This window comes from Lysinibacillus sp. G4S2 (assembly GCF_030348505.1).
In the GTDB taxonomy this organism is placed as follows: domain Bacteria; phylum Bacillota; class Bacilli; order Bacillales_A; family Planococcaceae; genus Lysinibacillus.
On sequence record NZ_JAUCFJ010000002.1, the window covers coordinates 5,276,937 to 5,295,397 of the forward strand.

Sequence of the window (18,461 nt, forward strand, 5' to 3'; positions counted from 1 at the left end):
TTCATTCGTAAGAATGAACCTTCAAAACTGAACGCAAAACGTAATCTTACAAACCCTAGGTTTGTATTCCGAAAATATCCTTAGAAAGGAGGTGATCCAGCCGCACCTTCCGATACGGCTACCTTGTTACGACTTCACCCCAATCATCTATCCCACCTTCGGCGGCTGGCTCCAAAAGGTTACCCCACCGACTTCGGGTGTTACAAACTCTCGTGGTGTGACGGGCGGTGTGTACAAGGCCCGGGAACGTATTCACCGCGGCATGCTGATCCGCGATTACTAGCGATTCCGGCTTCATGTAGGCGAGTTGCAGCCTACAATCCGAACTGAGAACGACTTTATCGGATTAGCTCCCTCTCGCGAGTTGGCAACCGTTTGTATCGTCCATTGTAGCACGTGTGTAGCCCAGGTCATAAGGGGCATGATGATTTGACGTCATCCCCACCTTCCTCCGGTTTGTCACCGGCAGTCACCTTAGAGTGCCCAACTAAATGATGGCAACTAAGATCAAGGGTTGCGCTCGTTGCGGGACTTAACCCAACATCTCACGACACGAGCTGACGACAACCATGCACCACCTGTCACCGTTGTCCCCGAAGGGAAAACCATATCTCTACAGTGGTCAACGGGATGTCAAGACCTGGTAAGGTTCTTCGCGTTGCTTCGAATTAAACCACATGCTCCACCGCTTGTGCGGGCCCCCGTCAATTCCTTTGAGTTTCAGTCTTGCGACCGTACTCCCCAGGCGGAGTGCTTAATGCGTTAGCTGCAGCACTAAGGGGCGGAAACCCCCTAACACTTAGCACTCATCGTTTACGGCGTGGACTACCAGGGTATCTAATCCTGTTTGCTCCCCACGCTTTCGCGCCTCAGCGTCAGTTACAGACCAGAAAGTCGCCTTCGCCACTGGTGTTCCTCCAAATCTCTACGCATTTCACCGCTACACTTGGAATTCCACTTTCCTCTTCTGCACTCAAGTCCCCCAGTTTCCAATGACCCTCCACGGTTGAGCCGTGGGCTTTCACATCAGACTTAAAGGACCGCCTGCGCGCGCTTTACGCCCAATAATTCCGGACAACGCTTGCCACCTACGTATTACCGCGGCTGCTGGCACGTAGTTAGCCGTGGCTTTCTAATAAGGTACCGTCAAGGTACAGCCAGTTACTACTGTACTTGTTCTTCCCTTACAACAGAGTTTTACGATCCGAAAACCTTCTTCACTCACGCGGCGTTGCTCCATCAGGCTTTCGCCCATTGTGGAAGATTCCCTACTGCTGCCTCCCGTAGGAGTCTGGGCCGTGTCTCAGTCCCAGTGTGGCCGATCACCCTCTCAGGTCGGCTACGCATCGTCGCCTTGGTGAGCCGTTACCTCACCAACTAGCTAATGCGCCGCGGGCCCATCTTATAGCGACAGCCGAAACCGTCTTTCAGTATTTCACCATGAAGTAAAATAAATTATTCGGTATTAGCCCCGGTTTCCCGGAGTTATCCCAAACTATAAGGTAGGTTGCCCACGTGTTACTCACCCGTCCGCCGCTAACGTCAAAGGAGCAAGCTCCTTCTCTGTTCGCTCGACTTGCATGTATTAGGCACGCCGCCAGCGTTCGTCCTGAGCCAGGATCAAACTCTCCATAAAAAGAAATTTGATTAGCTCAAATTGTTTTGCTGGCATCATGTTTGATGTCCAAAATTTTGTTTCATTCACCAACTCAAGGTTAGTTACTAAAAACTTTATTGATTACGTTTTGCTTGTTCAGTTTTCAAGGTTCATTTTTTCATTTATTGCGTCACCTCTTGGCGACTTATACATAATAACATCGATTATTCATGAAAGTCAACACTTTATCATAAGTTTTTTTAAGAACTTTATTTTTGCATTGCTGAAAGAAGTTAAAAATATAGAAACGAGGTTGTTAGGATGTTTCGTAAAACGTTGATTTCACTGTTTTTCATCGTAATACTGTTTGTCTTTATAAAGCCGATAAATTCTACTATGATTTCTGTATTTAACATCGCTGATGCTCCAGCAGTTGTAACAAAAGGATATTATGGTACATCACTTATTGTCGAAATTTCTTTTTCTGATGAAACTCTGTTGGACTGGCTTAAAACTGTAAAAGAACCTTATCCGCTTCTATTGTTAGATGCCGCTTGGATTGAACGATCACCCGAACACATAAAAATTATTCAAGAGAGAAAACTACCTACAGGATTATTAGGACCTGAGGATTCAGTGGATAAACCGATTGGTCTTGCTGTCGTTCAAAAAGATATTACTATTTACAAAAAATACTTAAAAGAAACTCCGCTCTGGTTTGCAACTCAAAACCACCAATATTCTCAGGATTTACAAAAAAACTTATTTCAACAACAGATAAATATACTTTCTCCCTCTCTAATCTGGAATGGGGAAAAGTCACCTAAGTTACAAAAGGGAGATTTTGTTTTTATTCCTTTACACCAAAATAATCAAATTTCGTTTAAAGAGCTTAATACATTTCTACAACAAAATAAATTTATGTCGGTTGAAGAAAATATATTCGGCTATAAAGTTCAAACTAAAAAATCACCATAATAAAGGCTCATCACCATAACGTGTGGTTGATTTCCGTTCCGACTGGGTGCTTTGTTGTTGTTGCTGTCGCTTCGCTTTCGCACAGACAAAAACCGTGTTGCTGTCGCTTCGCTTTCGCACAGACAAAAACCGTGTTGCTGTCGCTTCGCTTTCGCACAGACAAAAACCGTGTTGCTGTCGCTTCGCTTTCGCACAGAGCAAAGCTTCCTAGGGACGTCCGATGAGCCGCTTCACTCGCGCTGCCCTCTCGAGGGTCTCATCTGTAACGCTAATCCCCAAGGAGTCAACTAGCCGGAACGCAGATCAACCTATATACATTACATACGTTTTAACAAATGTCATCCACAACTTTTGGTGATAGACCATAATAAAGAAGTTGCCTCCAACGATTTGTAGAGGCAACTTCTTCTTAAATTTATTATGCATTTTTAGCTTGTTCAAGCCGCGCTTTGCGGCGTGCTTCTAATTTTTGACGATCCTCATCGGATTTTGCATTATATTTTGGTAATATTAATAATTGATAAGCATTTACAGCGAGTAGTGGAAATAGTAATAATGCAACATACTCGTTAATATTTTCATCGCGACCCATTAACGCAATTGTCCATTCCAATGTTGTAACGACAATCATAAAAAATAAAGCTGAAATGAAAACATGTTTTTTCCCTGTTAATTTTACTTTTTGCATGGCTGTTGCTACAGCTCCGAATATTAATACAATTAACAAGCCAATATAAAATACCCAGCTTTGTCCATCCTTTATACCAGGTACAAAACGGAAGAATATAATATCAAAAATAGTAATAGCAATTAGCACCAGTTGAACCCAATTCCATAATGTAAGTGTTCTAAAAATATTAACTCCTACTTGATGGAGCGTTAAATAAGCAAAAAAGCCTGCCTGTGCAATAACACTCATTGTGAATCCTAAGAAGACCATCCATAAAAGTCCTGCCAAGAATTCACCCCATTGACCATTTGCTACATATGGTTGGAAGAAGTCCCATCGAATAAATAAACTGCAAATTCCGTTGACCGCGCCACCAACGAGCATTGCAAAGAAGAAAAACTTTGCCCAATTTCGTATCGTCACAACTAAATGTCCCCCAATTTCTCAATGTATATCTGTACTCATTTTAACAATGCATCGTTAAAAAAGCTATTTCTCATCTTAATCAATACATAAAGTCATCATAAATGTGAACAATAATTGAAAGAGTCTATCTATAGAAAGGACTGATTATTAATGCGAAAATTCACCTTATTTCTAATTCTAATACTTTTTCTTTCTGCCTGTTCACAAGAAAAAACCTCTACCATGTCCTATGATGAAATAAAAAAAATAATGATTGACTCTTTACAAACCGAGGAAGGTAAAAAGGCATTGCGACAGCTTTTAGAGGACCCTAGTTTCCGTGAATTATTGGTTTTAGAACATGAAGAAGTGAAGAAAGCTACCGAGGATACTTTGCTTTCCAAGAAAGCAGAAGACTTTTGGAAGAAAACATTTGAAGATCCAAAGTTTAAAGAAACGGTAGCTAAAAGTATGCAAAAGCAGCAGCAGGATATTATGAAGGAATTAATGAAAGACCCCACTTTCCAAAAGGATATGGAGGCATTCTTTGGGCAGCCAGATATGCAAAAGCAGTTAGAGACTATTCTAAAATCCTCCAACATGAGAAAACAAATGGAGGAAATTGTGAAAGAAACGATTGAAAGTCCTCTTATGCAGTCAAAATGGCAGGAGCTTATTCGGAAGAGCGCTGGCGAAACAGGTAAAACTGAAGGCGGTGGAAAAAAAGAAGCTGGTGGGGGCGGTGAAGGTACAACCAAGGAACAAAAGGGCTCTCAGTAACCCCTTATATCGAAAAACGGATTTCCTCCATTGTTTGAGGAAATCCGTTTTCATTAATTAATTACTTAATTTATTGATGATTTTCGTCGCGATGTCTAAATAAATTTGTCCTGTTGTATGTTTTTCAGCATAAACAGAAGGGGCAAAATCTTCGTCTGACCAGTCAGGTTGACCAAGAGGAATTTGTCCAAGTAGCTCTGTACGTAGTTCTTCTGCTAATTTTGGACCTCCACCTTGACCGAAAACGAATTCACGGTCACCTGATTTCGATTCATACCATGCCATATTTTCAACAACACCTAATATTTCATGGTCTGTTTGTAAAGCCATTGCACCTGCACGAGCTGCAACAAACGCTGCCGTCGGATGTGGTGTTGTTACGACAATTTCTTTTGACGAAGGGAGCATCTGGTGAATATCTAATGCAACGTCACCTGTACCAGGCGGTAAATCCAATAATAGATAATCTAACTCGCCCCATTCTACGTCACGGAAGAACTGATCTAACACTTTACCTAACATTGGTCCACGCCAAACAATCGGGGCGTTATTTTCAACAAAGAAGCCCATTGAAATCATTTTAACTCCAAGACGATCAACAGGGAAAATTCGATTGTCTATCACTTTTGGCATATCTGTAACACCCATCATATCAGGCACACTGAACCCATAAATATCAGCATCAATCAAGCCAACCTTCTTACCTAGACGAGCTAATGCAACAGCTAAGTTAACGGATACTGTAGATTTCCCTACGCCACCCTTACCAGAAGCAATTGAAATAACTTGTACTGTACTAAGCGGAGATAAAATATCTTGTGCTTCAGCCTCAGTTGCAACGCCACGGAAGCTCTGTAGTTTTTCTGCTGATAGCTCTTCGAAACGAATTCCAACTGTACCCGCACCCGCTTCTTTCAAAACGTCAACAATTTTCATTTGTAACTGTAATTGTTCAGGTGTATTTGTTTTAGCAATCGCAATTTTTACACTGACATGATTCTTCTCTTCTTTTACTGTTACGTTTGTAATACCGTCTGTTTCTGCGAATGATTTATGTAAAAATGGATCTTGTAGTTGTCCTAGTATTTCTCGTACTTGTTGTTCATTTATCACGACGAACACTCCCCTTATATTATCTCAATGTTAGTATATCATAAATGTTTTGATTTACGGTGTGTTGTTGCTCTATTCAATTTTAGCTAATAAATACGCTTCTATACCTTCAACAATTGCATCTCCCATTTTTTCTTGGTATTTCTTGTCAGTTAATAATGCACGTTCCTCATCATTACTTATAAATCCTGTTTCTACTAGAGCAGCAGGTACCTCAGCTTTTTTCAGTAAATATATTTGCTTTATAGACAACGCTTCTCGATCAGTATTTTTCAAGTTAGTGCGAATAGATTCTTGAATGCTCTTTGCTAATAATTCACTTTCAGCATGTCCTTCTTTATGATAAAACACCTGTGCGCCACGCCATTTTGTTTCAGGAATGGCATTTGCATGAATTGTAATAAAAACATCCGGTTTTTCTTTTCCTACTATGTCTTTTCTTAAAAAGATGTCCTGCTTTTTTCGCTCTCTCATTGTTCCAAATTTTTCCGATGACGCATGCTCATCGATAACGTCTCCATCTGTTGTACGAGTCATTACGACTGTTGCGCCTTTTTTCTTTAACTGCTTCTCCACATGCTGCGCAATCGCAAGTGTAATATCCTTTTCAATTACTTCGCCCTTTGAAGCCCCTCCATCCTGACCTCCGTGCCCCGCATCAATAACAATCTTCAGGCCACCAAGTGGGTCCGGTAAGAAGAAGTTGCGATCCGAAGCATTTGTTTCATATGCCACGACCACTATACTCATCAGCATAATTACTCCTAGTGCAAGCCAGCGCTTCACCCATATCCACCACCCTTTTACATTCAGTGTACGAAGTTAGTGATTGAACTATGCCAGAAAGTGAAAAAAACTCTCAAGTATTAAAATTGAGAGTTTGATTTGTTGTAGAAGATACTTTTTTAGTAATGAGACAACGGCATTATTCCATTTAAATACAAGGATTAATACCGTTGATTTATTATTTTAGTGTAAATTCTGGCTTAAGCTTACCTGTATAAGGTTCATGCTCAACAAATACTGTTATATCCTTACCGTCTTTGTCTTTACCAGTCCTTTTATACGTGAACTTCTTATTATTTAGCTCAGTAATTTCGAGTACTGCCCCATATTTATTGTCGCCAATTGAAACATGAGCTCGTAATTTATTTCCATCGATAACATTAAAGTAACCATAGTCACCAAGGCTTTTACCCGTGTCAGGATTGAAAAATTCATACTTATTCGTATTAGCATCATATTTCGCCAGGCTAATAAAATTTGTATTAAATTGTGTTACATCATTTTTGTTTACATCTAATACTACAGTGCCTTGCCAAAGGGTATCAGCTAAAATCTTATCTCCATCAATATCTTTTACTATAGTGCCTGTAGAAGTATTTAAAGTTTTATCTGGTGCAGTAAATGTAAGCTTTTTATCCTTATAAGGGGCATGCTCAACGAATACCTCTACATCTTTACCATTTGCATCTTTTCCCATTTGTTTATACGTAAACATATTATTTGTTAACTCAGTAATTTCAACAATTGCTTGGTAATTTTTCGTTTCTGAAATCAATATTCTATGTTTTCCATCATTCGTAATAAAGAAAGTACCTTTATCGTCGCGACTTCCACCTGTATTTGGATCGAAAAATTCATAACGTCCTGAATCAGCATCATATTTAGCAAGGCCAATTAGATTTGAATTTTCCGCTGTTAAATCTTTTTTATTTTTATCATAAACTTTTGTGCCCTGCCAGTTTGTGTCACTAAGAATTTTGGCATTTGCTTGACCTTTTGTTATTTCAACCTTCCTTGGATTTGCAGCATTCTCTGTTTTTACTTCTTCAGTTTTTTTGACGTCAGTTTTGTTCTGACATGCTGCAAGAAGCGCCATTGCTGCAAATGATATTATTAATAGCTTTTTCATATATTGACCTCCAATTTCAGAAATTAAAAACCTAAAAATAGTATCAGCCAATTCTATATAAAATACACATCACAATTGTTATTAATATTCAAGACAACAACTGTGCTTCAGGATATCTGAAAGTACTTGGACTTGTAAGTTTAAAGAGCCGAGTATAGAAAAAACCCCTCTCTCGAAAGTTCGAGAAAGGGCTTAAAAACGTTGATATAACAACGATATTAACGTTTTTTTAGTTAGATATAGTTTCAGCAAAATCATATTATTCACTGCATTCTTCCAGTAACATAATACAGTTAGCTTTTTCATACTCTAATTTTAGTTCTATTAATTCACGTTTTAAACCTATCCCTACACATATTGGAAGTGTTGATATAAAGTTTTTAATCTCTAATAAAGGTATGCCTAATTTTTTTCGCAGCAAATGCATAGCATCGGATCTTTTTTCGCTAATTTGCAAGATATGCAAACTCCAAATGATAGTATCTGTAACCTCGCAATCGGTCACTTCATTCTCCATGTTCATAAACAAATCCATCGGTACTAGAGCAATATTATATTCATCACAACCATTGTCAAAAATCGCTATTTTCAAACCAAGCTGCCTAACTTGTTTGTCATAACAATTCAATAATAACGGAATATATTCCCCTCTTTTAACTTGATTATGTTGCAATTTCCTTTTTACAGCTGTATCGTTTAATTTTATACCGGAATATCCATATTGTTTTAGTCGTGAATGCAAAAATCTTTTTATTTGACCAGGATATTCTTCACCGCTCCAATCCGTTGTTTCAATATACCTAATCATAAACAAATAGAAGATGAGTGTATCTATTTCCATATTTTCATTTTGGTTGTCAATATAAAACTCTTCTGTTTCGGTACGGTTGATAAATCTCCTTTGCTTCTTAATAAAATCATGAGTTTCAAGTTTTTGATAGTCAGATAAAAGTTGTTCCACTTCTTTCTTTTGTCCTTCGTTAAGTAACGGATAAATAGCTTCAAGTAATTTCATAATTCTTAGCATTCCTTTCCCTTCTAGACTACAATCTTTTTAAAGAACTTTCTTAATTTCTTTTCTCGCTGCATCTACATTTCTTTCAGGATTTAATGATTGAATTATTTCTTCAGATATTGGAATGCCTGAGAAAATTTCTTGAATAATTTCCATTGAAATCGGCATATCATAGTAATTTTTAGCCCATTCAACATAATCCTCTAAATCATGATAAATCGTTCCTAACAAAAATTCTGCTCCATCATCTTCTCCTTCTGGAATTACAACATCCCCCTTTTTCCATGTAGTATCGTCCGCCTCACGCCACATGCAAAAAGTCACCTCTTCTTTTTCCATTGCATCATTCTCTAATAATATTAATAAAGCATGTGGAGTGTTTTCATAAATTCCCGGATAGACTGCATATTCATCCCTTGCATGCGGACTTAGAAAGGACTCATGATCGAACCCTTTAATTATCACACCTTTTTCCGATAACAAAATATATACGTGATCACCTGCACCATTATCAATGGTTGCAAGTGAAAGATTTTTACCCCAATTTGAATCAAAGTGGTAAAAACGTAGCCAGTCTTCATCACAGAAGATTATGTCCAAAATTGCAAATAGCTTTAAATGCTTTTTTAATCGTTTAAGATCTCCTAATGTCTTCATTTATATCCCCTTCTTCTCATTCATTTGAATGTAAATACTGATGCCATATTTCACTTTCCGTTTCAGTCATTTCCCAAACATGGTCGAGAAATCTAATCTCTTTCTTATATCATTTTCGGTTGCGGGAGAATTCAAAAAAGGAGGGAATATTCTTCTCTAATTGTTCATCTAATTCTTTCAAAAGAAAGGAAATCATTTTTATTGCTCCTTTGCTGTAATATTAACTTAAAATTCTATTTTCTATTATATTACATGGAACAAACTGGATAAACTTTTTTGGTTGGTGGATTTAAATGAAGAGATTTTCGAAGATGTTATGAAGTTTTAATTTCTTATAGTTAATGTAAATTTTAAACGTAAAAAACCCTTTCCCATACAAATGGGAAAGGGCTTGAAACGTTGATATAACAACGATATTAACGTTTTGAGAACTGAGGTGCACGACGAGCGCCGCGTAGACCTGGTTTTTTACGTTCTTTCATGCGTGAATCACGAGTAAGTAATCCAGCAGATTTTAATGCAGCACGGAAATCTGGGTCTACTTGAAGTAGAGCACGAGCGATACCATGACGTACTGCTCCAGCTTGACCAGTGTATCCACCACCGTTAACGTTTACGTGGATATCATAGCTTCCTGTAGTTTCAGTAGCTACTAATGGTTGTTTAATTACTTCACGTAATGCAGCGAATGGTACGTATTCTTCGATTTCACGTTTGTTGATAACAATTTTACCTGTACCTGGTACTAAACGTACACGAGCTACAGAGCTTTTACGGCGACCAGTGCCGATGTATTGAACTTGTGCCAAAGTAATATCCTCCTCTTAATTTATATTATCCGCGAAGCTCGTATGCTTCTGGTTTTTGTGCAGCATGTGGATGCTCTGTTCCAGTATAAACGTTAAGTTTAGTGAACATTTTGCGACCTAAAGAGTTTTTAGGAAGCATTCCTTTAACTGCTAATTCGATCATTCTTGTTGGGTACTTGTCTAGCATTTCACCAGCAGTACGAGTTTTTAAACCACCCGCAAATTGAGTATGGTGACGGTAAAGTTTACCCTCTAATTTGTTACCAGTTAAATGGATTTTGTCAGCGTTGATGATGATTACGTGATCACCTGTGTCAACGTTTGGTGTGAATGTTGGTTTATGTTTACCACGTAAGATAGCAGCTACTTCAGAAGCTAAACGTCCAAGAGTTTGGCCTTCTGCATCAACTACTAGCCATTTACGGTCTACTTCGTGACCTTTAGCCATGAATGTTGTACGCATGTATATATCCTCCTAATCGATTCGATTACCGTTATTTTTCATTAAACTACACTATAAGTTTTCGGGGCTTATTTGTGGTGGTAATGAAAATACCATCTGTTATCATATAATGAATGACTTTTAAAGTCAAGCAATTTCAATAAACACCTGGAGAAGTTGTTCAGATTTATTGATTGGTTAAATTAGGGCTTTTATGAGCCTTCATTTTTAAAATATAATGTTATTTCGTGTCAAAAATTTTATAATATTATAATGGCTTCTCAACAAAACGAGTGGTTGATTTCCGTTCCGACTGGGCGCTTTCCTGGGGGCGTCCGATGAGCCGCTTCGCTTCGCTGCAGGGTCTCATCTGTGACGCTAATCCCCAAGGAGTCGCCCAGTCTCCACTACAATCAACTTATCCTCATGACATACGTTAAACAAAATGACAGCCCAACTTTGGATAAGCCATTTTAATAGAAGACTTTTTCAAGATATAGACCTTGTGGTGGTGCAGTTTTACCGGCTTGATCACGATTCATAGATTTAACGACTAGCTCCACGTTGTCAATGTCACGTCGTCCTACACCAACTTCCCAAAGTGTGCCTGCGATAATGCGTACCATATTATATAAGAAGCCGTTCCCTTCAATTACCATGTGTAGCTCCTCACCATGCCATTCAAATTGTAGTGTCGTCACCGTACGCACTTTATCTTTGACACTTGTATTGGCTGCACAAAAGCATGAAAAATCATGTGTACCGATAATAGCTTTTGCTGCCTCCTGCATTGCGTCAACATTTGGTTTCACACCATTTGTCTCTACAGTGTAATGTCTGCGGAATGGACTTTGTACAGGCTCACATGACCATATATATCGGTACCGCTTTCCTGTTACACTGTAGCGCGCATGAAAATCAACAGCAACTTCTTCAATCGACATTACTCGAATATCTCTTGGCAGTTGAACATTCAATGCCTTCATGTATTTATCTACTGGAATCGCGAGTGGTGAATCAAAATGCAATGTTTGGCCTGTTGCATGCACTCTTGCATCTGTACGTCCACTCGCTGTTACCTTTACCTTTTCCCCTTTATGCATAATGGCTAGAACACGTTCAAGCTCTGCCTGTACTGTCCGCTCCCCAGGCTGTACTTGATAGCCAGAAAATTGCGTTCCATCATAACTAATAATTGCTTTTAATCGTCGCATAAAGCTCTCCTTTTAACTTCTATAGAAGAATAGTAAAACGGCCATTGCTGCTAATAACACGAGTGCAAATGTATCACTCATATCCCACTTTAGCTTGCGATATCTTGTACGCCCTTCGCCTCCGCGGTAACCTCTTACTTCCATAGCTGTTGCTAAATCCTCGGCTCGTTTAAAAGCACTTACAAAGAGAGGCACAAGTAATGGTACAACCGCTTTGATTCGATCTTTTATCGGTCCAGAAGATAAATCCGAACCACGTGCCATTTGTGCTTTCATAATTTTATCTGTTTCATCCATTAACGTTGGAATAAAGCGCAATGATATAGACATCATCAGGGCTAACTCATGCACAGGCACTTTCACAGCTTTTAATGGATTTAGCAGTACTTCAATGCCATCCGTAATAGAAATCGGTGACGTAGTAAGCGTTAAAATAGATGTCATAAACACGAGAACTAGGAAACGTATCGAAATAAATATCCCTTGTCGAATACCTTCTTCATAAATCGTGATAAACTTCCATTCAAAAACTACAGCGCCTTCCCTCGTCATAAAAATATGAAGCAGGAAAGTAAAGGCCATTAAAAAGAGTACTGGCTTTAGACCATTAATTAAAAAATATAGGCGAATACGTGACACTAGCACAACGAGTAAGGTAAATGCCAATAGTAGGGCATATGTCACTGCGTTGTTTGCTAAAAAAACAATAATAATGAAAGCAAACACAAAGATAAGCTTTGATCGTGGATCGAGCTTATGAACGGGAGAATTTCCTGGTAGGAAGCGCCCAAATATCATTTTCTCCATCATGATTCTGCACGCTCCTCTCTTAACACTCGAGCAATTTCAGTTGCTAGCTCTTCTTCGGTTAAGCATATCTTTGAGAAGGGTGTATTTATCATTTTTTCGATTTTTTGTTGAAAGCGTACGATACGAGGTGGTTCTAAGCGAAGATTCTTTAATGTCTCCACATCTTTGAAAATTTCTTGTGGTATACCACGTAATACATTTTTCCCTTCATGCATAATGACGATATTATCTGCATAACGAGCTGCGTCCTCCATACTATGCGTAACGAGAATCGTCGTTAAACCACGTTCCTGATGTAGCTTATAAAACATATCCATAATCTCTTTCTGACCTCGTGGATCAAGCCCTGCAGTTGGTTCATCTAATACAATAACTTCAGGTTCCATCGCTAATACACCAGCAATGGCCACTCTGCGCATTTGTCCACCTGATAAATCAAAAGGTGATTTTTCAAGTACGTTCTCTGGTAAACCTACTAAGCCTACAAGTTCTCTTGCTCGCGCTTCGGCCTCTTTCTCCGATACACCAAAGTTCATCGGACCAAACATAATATCCTTTAATACCGTTTCTTCAAACAACTGATGCTCCGGGAATTGAAACACAATACCAACTTTTTGACGTACTGCCTTTAAATCCTTCGCCTTTTTCCCAGCTACAACAATGCGATCTCCAATATGCACTTCTCCTGAAGTTGGTTTTAGAAGTGCATTAAAATGTTGAAGAATGGTCGACTTACCGGAGCCAGTATGCCCAATTATCGCCTGATACGTATGTGAAGGAATTTCAAAATCTACATCGAATAATGCACGTTTTTCAAAAGGCGTACCCTGGGAATAGGCATAGCTTACTTGTTGAAGTTTGATGTCCATAAATCATTCACCAACTCTTCTTCTGTCATATGTTGTCCCATTAGCGGAACACCTTCCTTTTGCAATAGCTTTGATAACTTCATGGCAAATGGTAAGTCTAGCCCAAACTCAACTAGCTTGTCCCCAAGTGCAAAAATTTCAGCAGGTGTACCTTCAGCAAATTTTTTCCCATCATTCATAAAGAGAACACGATCTGCAAGCATGGCTTCCTCTAAATCATGTGTAATGGATATTACCGTTAACCCTGTTTCAGCACGTAAAGCTTGAACTGTTTGTAATACCTCTGCACGTCCCTGTGGATCTAGCATAGACGTTGCTTCATCTAGAATAAGGAGCTTTGGTTTCAGTGCAAGTGCACCTGCGATAGCTACACGCTGCTTTTGCCCACCTGATAAGTGATGTGGCTCATGATCTAAAAAATTGTCCATTTGTACTTGTTTGAGTGCTGCATGTACACGTTCTACCATCTCTTCATAGGGTACTCCGTTATTTTCAAGAGCAAACGCAACATCATCTTGCACTGTCGCTCCAACAAATTGATTGTCTGGATTTTGAAAAACCATGCCCATCTGTGAGCGGCTTTCCCATAAGTTTTCTTCATTTAATGGTTCACGTAATATACGTACATCACCCTGTTGTGGGTATAGCAAGCCATTCATAAGTTTTGCAATGGTGGATTTACCAGAGCCGTTATGGCCAACGATGGCAATCCATTCCCCTTCCTGTACCGCAAAACTTACATTTTCAACAGCATTGCGACTTTCTTTTTCTTCTGGTGTATATGAAAATGTCACATTATTTAATGATAAAATTTCTGGCATTTCTAAACTCCTCTCTACATGCTCAGCTCTACTAACTAACTTACACTTTTTTATGTATGAATTCTACTACAATCATTATGTCAATAAAAGAAAAGTGCTAAAATGACTTTCCTTTCTTTTGCTTGTTCACGTATAGCTCTATATATGTAAAGAGCCGTCTATGAACAAATACGTTAAAGCGCTCGATTACATCCGACAAGTGCTGGTGAGCCCGAGCGACCTCGAGGATGTAGCGCTTTAGCCTAAATGAAAACTATGCTCTAGGTTATCTACAATTCAAAATCTATACTTTCCTGAATATTAAAAAAAGCACCACTAATTGGCGCTATCATATACTTCCCTAATAAATAAAAAAGCGCGCACCTCATTCGATAGAAATGCGCTAGTCGTTACATTTTCAAGAAGCACGGGTGCTCAAGCCCTTGTTTCTTCTGAATGAGGTGCGGAGAGCTAAACGAGACGCCACACAACAGTGTCCGCTCATCATAACGCTCAGCTTAATTATTTGTCGTATAAATCGTTTATAAAGAAAGAGGGTGGTGATTCCACCCTCTTCACCACTTGTTTTCTCTTATGATTAAACTAATTCAATCACAACAACAGGTGCACCGTCTCCACGACGAGGACCTACTTTAAGAATACGAGTGTAACCACCTTGACGCTCTGCATAACGTGGTGCAACATCATCAAATAACTTTTGAAGTGCAAATGAAGTTGTTTCGTTACCTTCTGCATCAGTAGTTGTTACTAGTTCACGACGGATGAATGCAGCAGCTTGACGGCGTGCGTGTAAATCTCCGCGTTTACCTAAAGTAATCATTTTTTCAACAGCTTTACGTACTTCTTTAGCGCGAGCCTCAGTAGTTTCGATACGCTCGTTGATGATTAAATCAGTAGCTAAGTCACGTAACATCGCTTTACGTTGAGAACTTGTACGACCAAGTTTTCTGTAACCCATGGATGTTTCCCTCCTTTATAAAAAAATATCTGATCTTGTAAGTTTTGTTTAAATCGCTTAGTCTTCTTTGCGTAATCCTAAACCAAGCTCTTCTAACTTCGCTTTTACTTCTTCTAATGACTTACGTCCAAGGTTACGAACTTTCATCATATCGTCTTCTGACTTATTCGCAAGTTCTAGTACTGTATTAATACCAGCGCGTTTTAAGCAGTTATAAGAACGAACAGAAAGATCAAGTTCTTCGATAGTCATCTCTAAAACTTTTTCTTTTTGATCTTCTTCTTTTTCGACCATGATTTCAGCAGTTTGTGCCTCATCTGTCATGCCAACGAAGATGTTAAGGTGCTCGGTTAAAATTTTTGCTCCGAGCGAAATCGCCTCTTTCGGACCGATGCTACCATCTGTCCACACATCAAGAGAAAGTTTATCGTAGTCAGAAGACTGACCTACACGAGTATTTTCCACTTGGAAATTGACGCGTGATACTGGAGTGTAAATAGAGTCGATCGGGATCACGCCGATAGGAAGATCCTCACGTTTGTTTTGATCAGCAGGAGTGTAACCACGGCCGCGTTGTGCATACATACGCATACGTAAATGACCGTTTTTAGCGATTGTTGCAATATATAGATCCGGGTTTAAAATTTCCACATCACTGTCATGTGTAATGTCAGCAGCCGTAACTGTACCATCGCCTTTTACATCAATCTCAATAACTTTTTCTTCGTCAGAGTAGATTTTAAGAGCTAGTTTTTTCACGTTCAAAATAATTGAAGCTACATCTTCTACTACGCCTTCTACAGTTGAGAATTCGTGAAGAACACCGTCAATTTGGATTGAAGTGACAGCAGCTCCTGGTAATGAAGACAGAAGGATACGACGTAAAGAATTACCCAAAGTGTTTCCATATCCGCGTTCAAGCGGTTCTACAACAAACTTTCCATATTTGGAATCTTCGCTGATCTCCACCGTTTCAATCTTTGGTTTTTCAATTTCGATCATTTCATTTACCCTCCCTCAAAACATCGAATGTATAGGTTCTTTCCATCATAGATTCGATCGTCAATGACGTATCGTTAATTATCTGCACAAGACAGTCTGTACAAAAAATGATGTTCTCATACAATATGAGACGCACCCATTACACGCGACGACGTTTTGGCGGACGGCAACCATTATGAGGAACTGGAGTAACGTCTTTAATAGCAGTTACTTCTAAACCAGCAGCTTGAAGTGCACGAATTGCAGCTTCACGACCTGCACCAGGACCTTTAACAGTTACTTCCAACGTTTTCAGACCATGTTCAAGGGATGCTTTAGCAGCAGTTTCTGCAGCCATTTGAGCAGCGAATGGTGTAGATTTACGTGAACCACGGAAACCAAGAGCACCAGCACTTGACCAAGATACAGCGTTACCTTGCATATCTGTAATCGTTACGATTGTATTGTTAAATGTAGAACGAATGTGTGCGATACCAGATTCGATATTCTTTTTCACACGACGTTTACGAGTTTGTTGTTTACGAGCCATGTTAAGAAGGAACCTCCTTTACTTATTATTTTTTCTTGTTCGCTACAGTTTTACGAGGACCTTTACGCGTACGCGCATTGTTTTTCGTATTTTGACCACGAACAGGTAAACCACGACGGTGACGGATACCACGGAATGAACCGATTTCCATCAGACGTTTGATATTTAATGAAGTTTCGCGACGTAAGTCACCTTCAAGTTTGTATGAATCTAATTGTTCACGGATTTTGTTTAACTCATCTTCAGTTAAGTCGCGTACGCGTGTTTCTTCTGAAATACCTGCGTCAGCTAATACTTTCTGAGCTGTAGTTTTACCAATACCGTAAATGTAAGTTAATGAAATTACCACGCGTTTTTCGCGAGGAATATCAACACCAGCAATACGTGCCATGTACGTTGTGCACCTCCTTTAGAATTAACCTTGTTTTTGTTTGTGTTTAGGATTTTCACAGATTACCATTACTTTACCGCGTCGGCGAATTACTTTACATTTTTCGCAGATCGGTTTCACAGATGGTCTCACTTTCATCTAACCTAACCTCCTTAGTAGTCCGGAGCGCAAAAGATTATTTAAAACGGTATGTGATACGACCGCGAGTTAAATCATAAGGAGATAACTCGATAGTAACCTTATCTCCAGGTAGAATACGGATAAAGTGCATACGAATCTTACCAGAAACGTGTGCTAGAATCACATGTCCATTTTCTAATTCTACCTTAAACATCGCGTTTGGCAAAGTCTCAACAACTGTCCCTTCGACTTCAATTACATCATCTTTCGCCATCTACTCTGTCTCCTCTCTATATGCAAATTAAAGTTCTCATCGTTACATCAAACGGATATCTGCTGCAACCATAGAAGCAACCTCGTTTCAACATATGTTTGGATTGTATGAGAGATGTTTGAAAGACGCTCGTCTGGTTTCGCTTCACACAATCCACGGAATATACAGAACCAGTAAGGGCACTGAATCTCCCATGTTTACACGAATACCGGAATGTCTTTGATGAGATATTCATACCCGTTACACAGATGCTTCCACGAAACCCATTATACTCTTTCAAAAGTAATGTTGCACTTTTTAAAAGAAATATATACCGGGCACAATATGCTTTTGCAACTCTCAAAAAAATTATGTTTCGTTGTTGCTCCCGCATGCCTCCCGCGGAAGCAGTATTCTGCGCCCGGAGCCGGGTATCAGCTGCGGCTGCCCTGTAATAGAGCATCAAGATCAGCAAACACTTTATTAATATCTTGCTGTCCATCTATATTTGTTAACACATTCTTTACTTCATAGTAGTCAAGTAAAGGTTGTGCTTGTTTCATATTTACTTCCAGACGGTTCGCAACCGTTTCAGGATTATCATCCGCACGTGTATAAAGCTCGCCGCCATCTTTATCACATTTTCCTTCCTCAGCTGGAGGATTGAAAATTAGATGATAAGATGTGCCACAAGTTTTACAAATACGACGACCTGATAGACGAGCTACTAACTCATCTTTTTCAACTTGGATGTTAATAGTATGTTCAATAGCTTTGCCAAGATTAGCAAGAATGCTGTCTAAAGCTTCAGCTTGAGGAACAGTACGTGGGAATCCATCTAATAAGAAGCCCTTTTCACAATCAGGTTTAGCAAGTCGCTCACGAACAATACCAATCGTTACTTCATCAGGTACTAGTGCACCTTGATCAATAAACGATTTAGCCTGTAAGCCTAGTTCTGTGCCCTCTTTCATAGCAGCACGGAACATATCGCCTGTAGAAATATGAGGAATCGCGTACTTCTCAACAATTTTATCTGCCTGTGTACCTTTACCAGCACCTGGCAGACCCATTAAAATGATATTCATACGGAAATATTCCTCCCACAAAAGG

The 18,461-nt window shown here is 39.3% G+C and carries 22 protein-coding genes, 1 rRNA gene and 1 pseudogene; 2 read left to right on the plus strand and 22 right to left on the minus strand.

Annotation, left to right across the window (positions count from 1 at the left end):
- Positions 1-84: 84 nt before the first annotated feature.
- Positions 85-1,636, minus strand: a 16S ribosomal RNA gene (locus tag QUF91_RS26885).
- A 282-nt stretch (positions 1,637-1,918) separates the two neighbouring features.
- Between QUF91_RS26885 and QUF91_RS26890 the strand changes: the two genes are divergently transcribed.
- The gene (locus tag QUF91_RS26890; RefSeq protein WP_289419931.1) at positions 1,919-2,575 is read left to right on the plus strand and encodes a hypothetical protein; all 657 of its coding nucleotides are present in this window, start codon (positions 1,919-1,921) and stop codon (positions 2,573-2,575) included.
- Here the strand turns inward: QUF91_RS26890 and QUF91_RS26895 are convergent.
- On the minus strand, positions 2,567-2,776 hold the full coding sequence (locus tag QUF91_RS26895; RefSeq protein WP_289419932.1) for a hypothetical protein: 210 nt from the start codon (positions 2,774-2,776) through the stop codon (positions 2,567-2,569). The genes QUF91_RS26890 and QUF91_RS26895 overlap by 9 nt on opposite strands.
- A gap of 217 nt (positions 2,777-2,993) precedes the next feature.
- A complete protein-coding gene (locus QUF91_RS26900; RefSeq protein WP_289419933.1) occupies positions 2,994-3,668 on the minus strand; it encodes a KinB-signaling pathway activation protein in 675 nt (224 codons plus the stop codon).
- A gap of 153 nt (positions 3,669-3,821) precedes the next feature.
- Between QUF91_RS26900 and gerD the strand changes: the two genes are divergently transcribed.
- Positions 3,822-4,430 (plus strand): spore germination lipoprotein GerD, encoded by a 609-nt coding sequence (gene gerD / locus QUF91_RS26905; protein ID WP_285396378.1) that lies wholly within the window; start codon positions 3,822-3,824, stop codon positions 4,428-4,430.
- A gap of 57 nt (positions 4,431-4,487) precedes the next feature.
- Here gerD and QUF91_RS26910 read toward each other — a convergent pair whose 3' ends face one another.
- From QUF91_RS26910 to QUF91_RS27000, 19 genes and pseudogenes are all read right to left on the minus strand, one after another.
- On the minus strand, positions 4,488-5,543 hold the full coding sequence (locus QUF91_RS26910) for a P-loop NTPase (protein ID WP_289419934.1): 1,056 nt from the start codon (positions 5,541-5,543) through the stop codon (positions 4,488-4,490).
- 72 nt (positions 5,544-5,615) lie between these two features.
- Positions 5,616-6,329 carry an N-acetylmuramoyl-L-alanine amidase gene (locus tag QUF91_RS26915; RefSeq protein ID WP_285396380.1) on the minus strand — a complete coding sequence of 238 codons (714 nt, stop codon included), beginning with the start codon at positions 6,327-6,329 and terminating at the stop codon, positions 5,616-5,618.
- 178 nt (positions 6,330-6,507) lie between these two features.
- Positions 6,508-7,425, minus strand: coding sequence for a DUF4822 domain-containing protein (locus QUF91_RS26920; RefSeq protein ID WP_481817442.1), 918 nt, complete (start codon positions 7,423-7,425; stop codon positions 6,508-6,510).
- A 292-nt stretch (positions 7,426-7,717) separates the two neighbouring features.
- On the minus strand, positions 7,718-8,485 hold the full coding sequence (locus QUF91_RS26925; RefSeq protein WP_289419935.1) for a DUF6630 family protein: 768 nt from the start codon (positions 8,483-8,485) through the stop codon (positions 7,718-7,720).
- 27 nt (positions 8,486-8,512) lie between these two features.
- Positions 8,513-9,130, minus strand: a complete 618-nt coding sequence (locus tag QUF91_RS26930) for a hypothetical protein (protein WP_289419936.1) — start codon at positions 9,128-9,130, stop codon at positions 8,513-8,515.
- 416 nt (positions 9,131-9,546) lie between these two features.
- Positions 9,547-9,939, minus strand: coding sequence for a 30S ribosomal protein S9 (gene rpsI, locus QUF91_RS26935; protein ID WP_004233744.1), 393 nt, complete (start codon positions 9,937-9,939; stop codon positions 9,547-9,549).
- Positions 9,940-9,964: 25 nt separating this feature from the next.
- Positions 9,965-10,402, minus strand: coding sequence for a 50S ribosomal protein L13 (gene rplM, locus QUF91_RS26940; protein WP_004233742.1), 438 nt, complete (start codon positions 10,400-10,402; stop codon positions 9,965-9,967).
- A gap of 452 nt (positions 10,403-10,854) precedes the next feature.
- Positions 10,855-11,595, minus strand: coding sequence for a tRNA pseudouridine(38-40) synthase TruA (gene truA / locus QUF91_RS26945; RefSeq protein WP_289419937.1), 741 nt, complete (start codon positions 11,593-11,595; stop codon positions 10,855-10,857).
- A 12-nt stretch (positions 11,596-11,607) separates the two neighbouring features.
- Positions 11,608-12,405 carry an energy-coupling factor transporter transmembrane component T family protein gene (locus QUF91_RS26950; RefSeq protein WP_285396390.1) on the minus strand — a complete coding sequence of 266 codons (798 nt, stop codon included), beginning with the start codon at positions 12,403-12,405 and terminating at the stop codon, positions 11,608-11,610.
- Positions 12,402-13,274, minus strand: coding sequence for an energy-coupling factor ABC transporter ATP-binding protein (locus tag QUF91_RS26955; protein WP_285396392.1), 873 nt, complete (start codon positions 13,272-13,274; stop codon positions 12,402-12,404). Before QUF91_RS26955 ends, QUF91_RS26950 begins: the two co-directional genes overlap by 4 nt.
- Complete coding sequence (locus QUF91_RS26960) at positions 13,250-14,095, minus strand: energy-coupling factor ABC transporter ATP-binding protein (protein ID WP_285396394.1); 846 nt, start codon at positions 14,093-14,095, stop codon at positions 13,250-13,252. Before QUF91_RS26960 ends, QUF91_RS26955 begins: the two co-directional genes overlap by 25 nt.
- Positions 14,096-14,672: 577 nt before the next feature.
- Complete coding sequence (rplQ, locus tag QUF91_RS26965) at positions 14,673-15,053, minus strand: 50S ribosomal protein L17 (protein WP_012296051.1); 381 nt, start codon at positions 15,051-15,053, stop codon at positions 14,673-14,675.
- Between the two features lie 57 nt (positions 15,054-15,110).
- The gene (locus QUF91_RS26970) at positions 15,111-16,055 is read right to left on the minus strand and encodes a DNA-directed RNA polymerase subunit alpha (RefSeq protein ID WP_004233733.1); all 945 of its coding nucleotides are present in this window, start codon (positions 16,053-16,055) and stop codon (positions 15,111-15,113) included.
- A gap of 139 nt (positions 16,056-16,194) precedes the next feature.
- Positions 16,195-16,584 (minus strand): 30S ribosomal protein S11, encoded by a 390-nt coding sequence (gene rpsK, locus QUF91_RS26975; RefSeq protein ID WP_036151912.1) that lies wholly within the window; start codon positions 16,582-16,584, stop codon positions 16,195-16,197.
- A 25-nt stretch (positions 16,585-16,609) separates the two neighbouring features.
- On the minus strand, positions 16,610-16,975 hold the full coding sequence (rpsM, locus tag QUF91_RS26980; RefSeq protein WP_285396401.1) for a 30S ribosomal protein S13: 366 nt from the start codon (positions 16,973-16,975) through the stop codon (positions 16,610-16,612).
- A gap of 24 nt (positions 16,976-16,999) precedes the next feature.
- Positions 17,000-17,113 (minus strand): 50S ribosomal protein L36, encoded by a 114-nt coding sequence (gene rpmJ / locus QUF91_RS26985; protein ID WP_000868344.1) that lies wholly within the window; start codon positions 17,111-17,113, stop codon positions 17,000-17,002.
- A gap of 37 nt (positions 17,114-17,150) precedes the next feature.
- Positions 17,151-17,369, minus strand: coding sequence for a translation initiation factor IF-1 (gene infA, locus QUF91_RS26990; protein ID WP_004233690.1), 219 nt, complete (start codon positions 17,367-17,369; stop codon positions 17,151-17,153).
- A gap of 86 nt (positions 17,370-17,455) precedes the next feature.
- Positions 17,456-17,533 (minus strand): annotated as a pseudogene (locus QUF91_RS26995) (type I methionyl aminopeptidase); the annotation flags it as partial.
- A 249-nt stretch (positions 17,534-17,782) separates the two neighbouring features.
- The gene (locus QUF91_RS27000) at positions 17,783-18,436 is read right to left on the minus strand and encodes an adenylate kinase (RefSeq protein ID WP_285396406.1); all 654 of its coding nucleotides are present in this window, start codon (positions 18,434-18,436) and stop codon (positions 17,783-17,785) included.
- Positions 18,437-18,461 lie beyond the last annotated feature (25 nt).

Coding starts and splice junctions, on each gene's coding strand:
- QUF91_RS26890 (WP_289419931.1), top strand. CDS start 1,919: ATGTTTCGTAAAACGTTGATTTCACTGTTTTTCATCGTAATACTGTTT.
- gerD (WP_285396378.1), top strand. CDS start 3,822: ATGCGAAAATTCACCTTATTTCTAATTCTAATACTTTTTCTTTCTGCC.
- QUF91_RS26920 (WP_481817442.1), bottom strand. CDS start 7,425: ATGGCGCTTCTTGCAGCATGTCAGAACAAAACTGACGTCAAAAAAACT.
- QUF91_RS26925 (WP_289419935.1), bottom strand. CDS start 8,485: ATGCTAAGAATTATGAAATTACTTGAAGCTATTTATCCGTTACTTAAC.
- QUF91_RS26930 (WP_289419936.1), bottom strand. CDS start 9,130: ATGAAGACATTAGGAGATCTTAAACGATTAAAAAAGCATTTAAAGCTA.
- rplM (WP_004233742.1), bottom strand. CDS start 10,402: ATGCGTACAACATTCATGGCTAAAGGTCACGAAGTAGACCGTAAATGG.
- truA (WP_289419937.1), bottom strand. CDS start 11,595: ATGCGACGATTAAAAGCAATTATTAGTTATGATGGAACGCAATTTTCT.
- QUF91_RS26950 (WP_285396390.1), bottom strand. CDS start 12,405: ATGATGGAGAAAATGATATTTGGGCGCTTCCTACCAGGAAATTCTCCC.
- QUF91_RS26955 (WP_285396392.1), bottom strand. CDS start 13,274: ATGGACATCAAACTTCAACAAGTAAGCTATGCCTATTCCCAGGGTACG.
- QUF91_RS26960 (WP_285396394.1), bottom strand. CDS start 14,095: ATGCCAGAAATTTTATCATTAAATAATGTGACATTTTCATATACACCA.
- rplQ (WP_012296051.1), bottom strand. CDS start 15,053: ATGGGTTACAGAAAACTTGGTCGTACAAGTTCTCAACGTAAAGCGATG.
- QUF91_RS26970 (WP_004233733.1), bottom strand. CDS start 16,055: ATGATCGAAATTGAAAAACCAAAGATTGAAACGGTGGAGATCAGCGAA.
- rpsK (WP_036151912.1), bottom strand. CDS start 16,584: ATGGCTCGTAAACAACAAACTCGTAAACGTCGTGTGAAAAAGAATATC.
- rpsM (WP_285396401.1), bottom strand. CDS start 16,975: ATGGCACGTATTGCTGGTGTTGATATTCCTCGCGAAAAACGCGTGGTA.
- rpmJ (WP_000868344.1), bottom strand. CDS start 17,113: ATGAAAGTGAGACCATCTGTGAAACCGATCTGCGAAAAATGTAAAGTA.
- infA (WP_004233690.1), bottom strand. CDS start 17,369: ATGGCGAAAGATGATGTAATTGAAGTCGAAGGGACAGTTGTTGAGACT.
- QUF91_RS27000 (WP_285396406.1), bottom strand. CDS start 18,436: ATGAATATCATTTTAATGGGTCTGCCAGGTGCTGGTAAAGGTACACAG.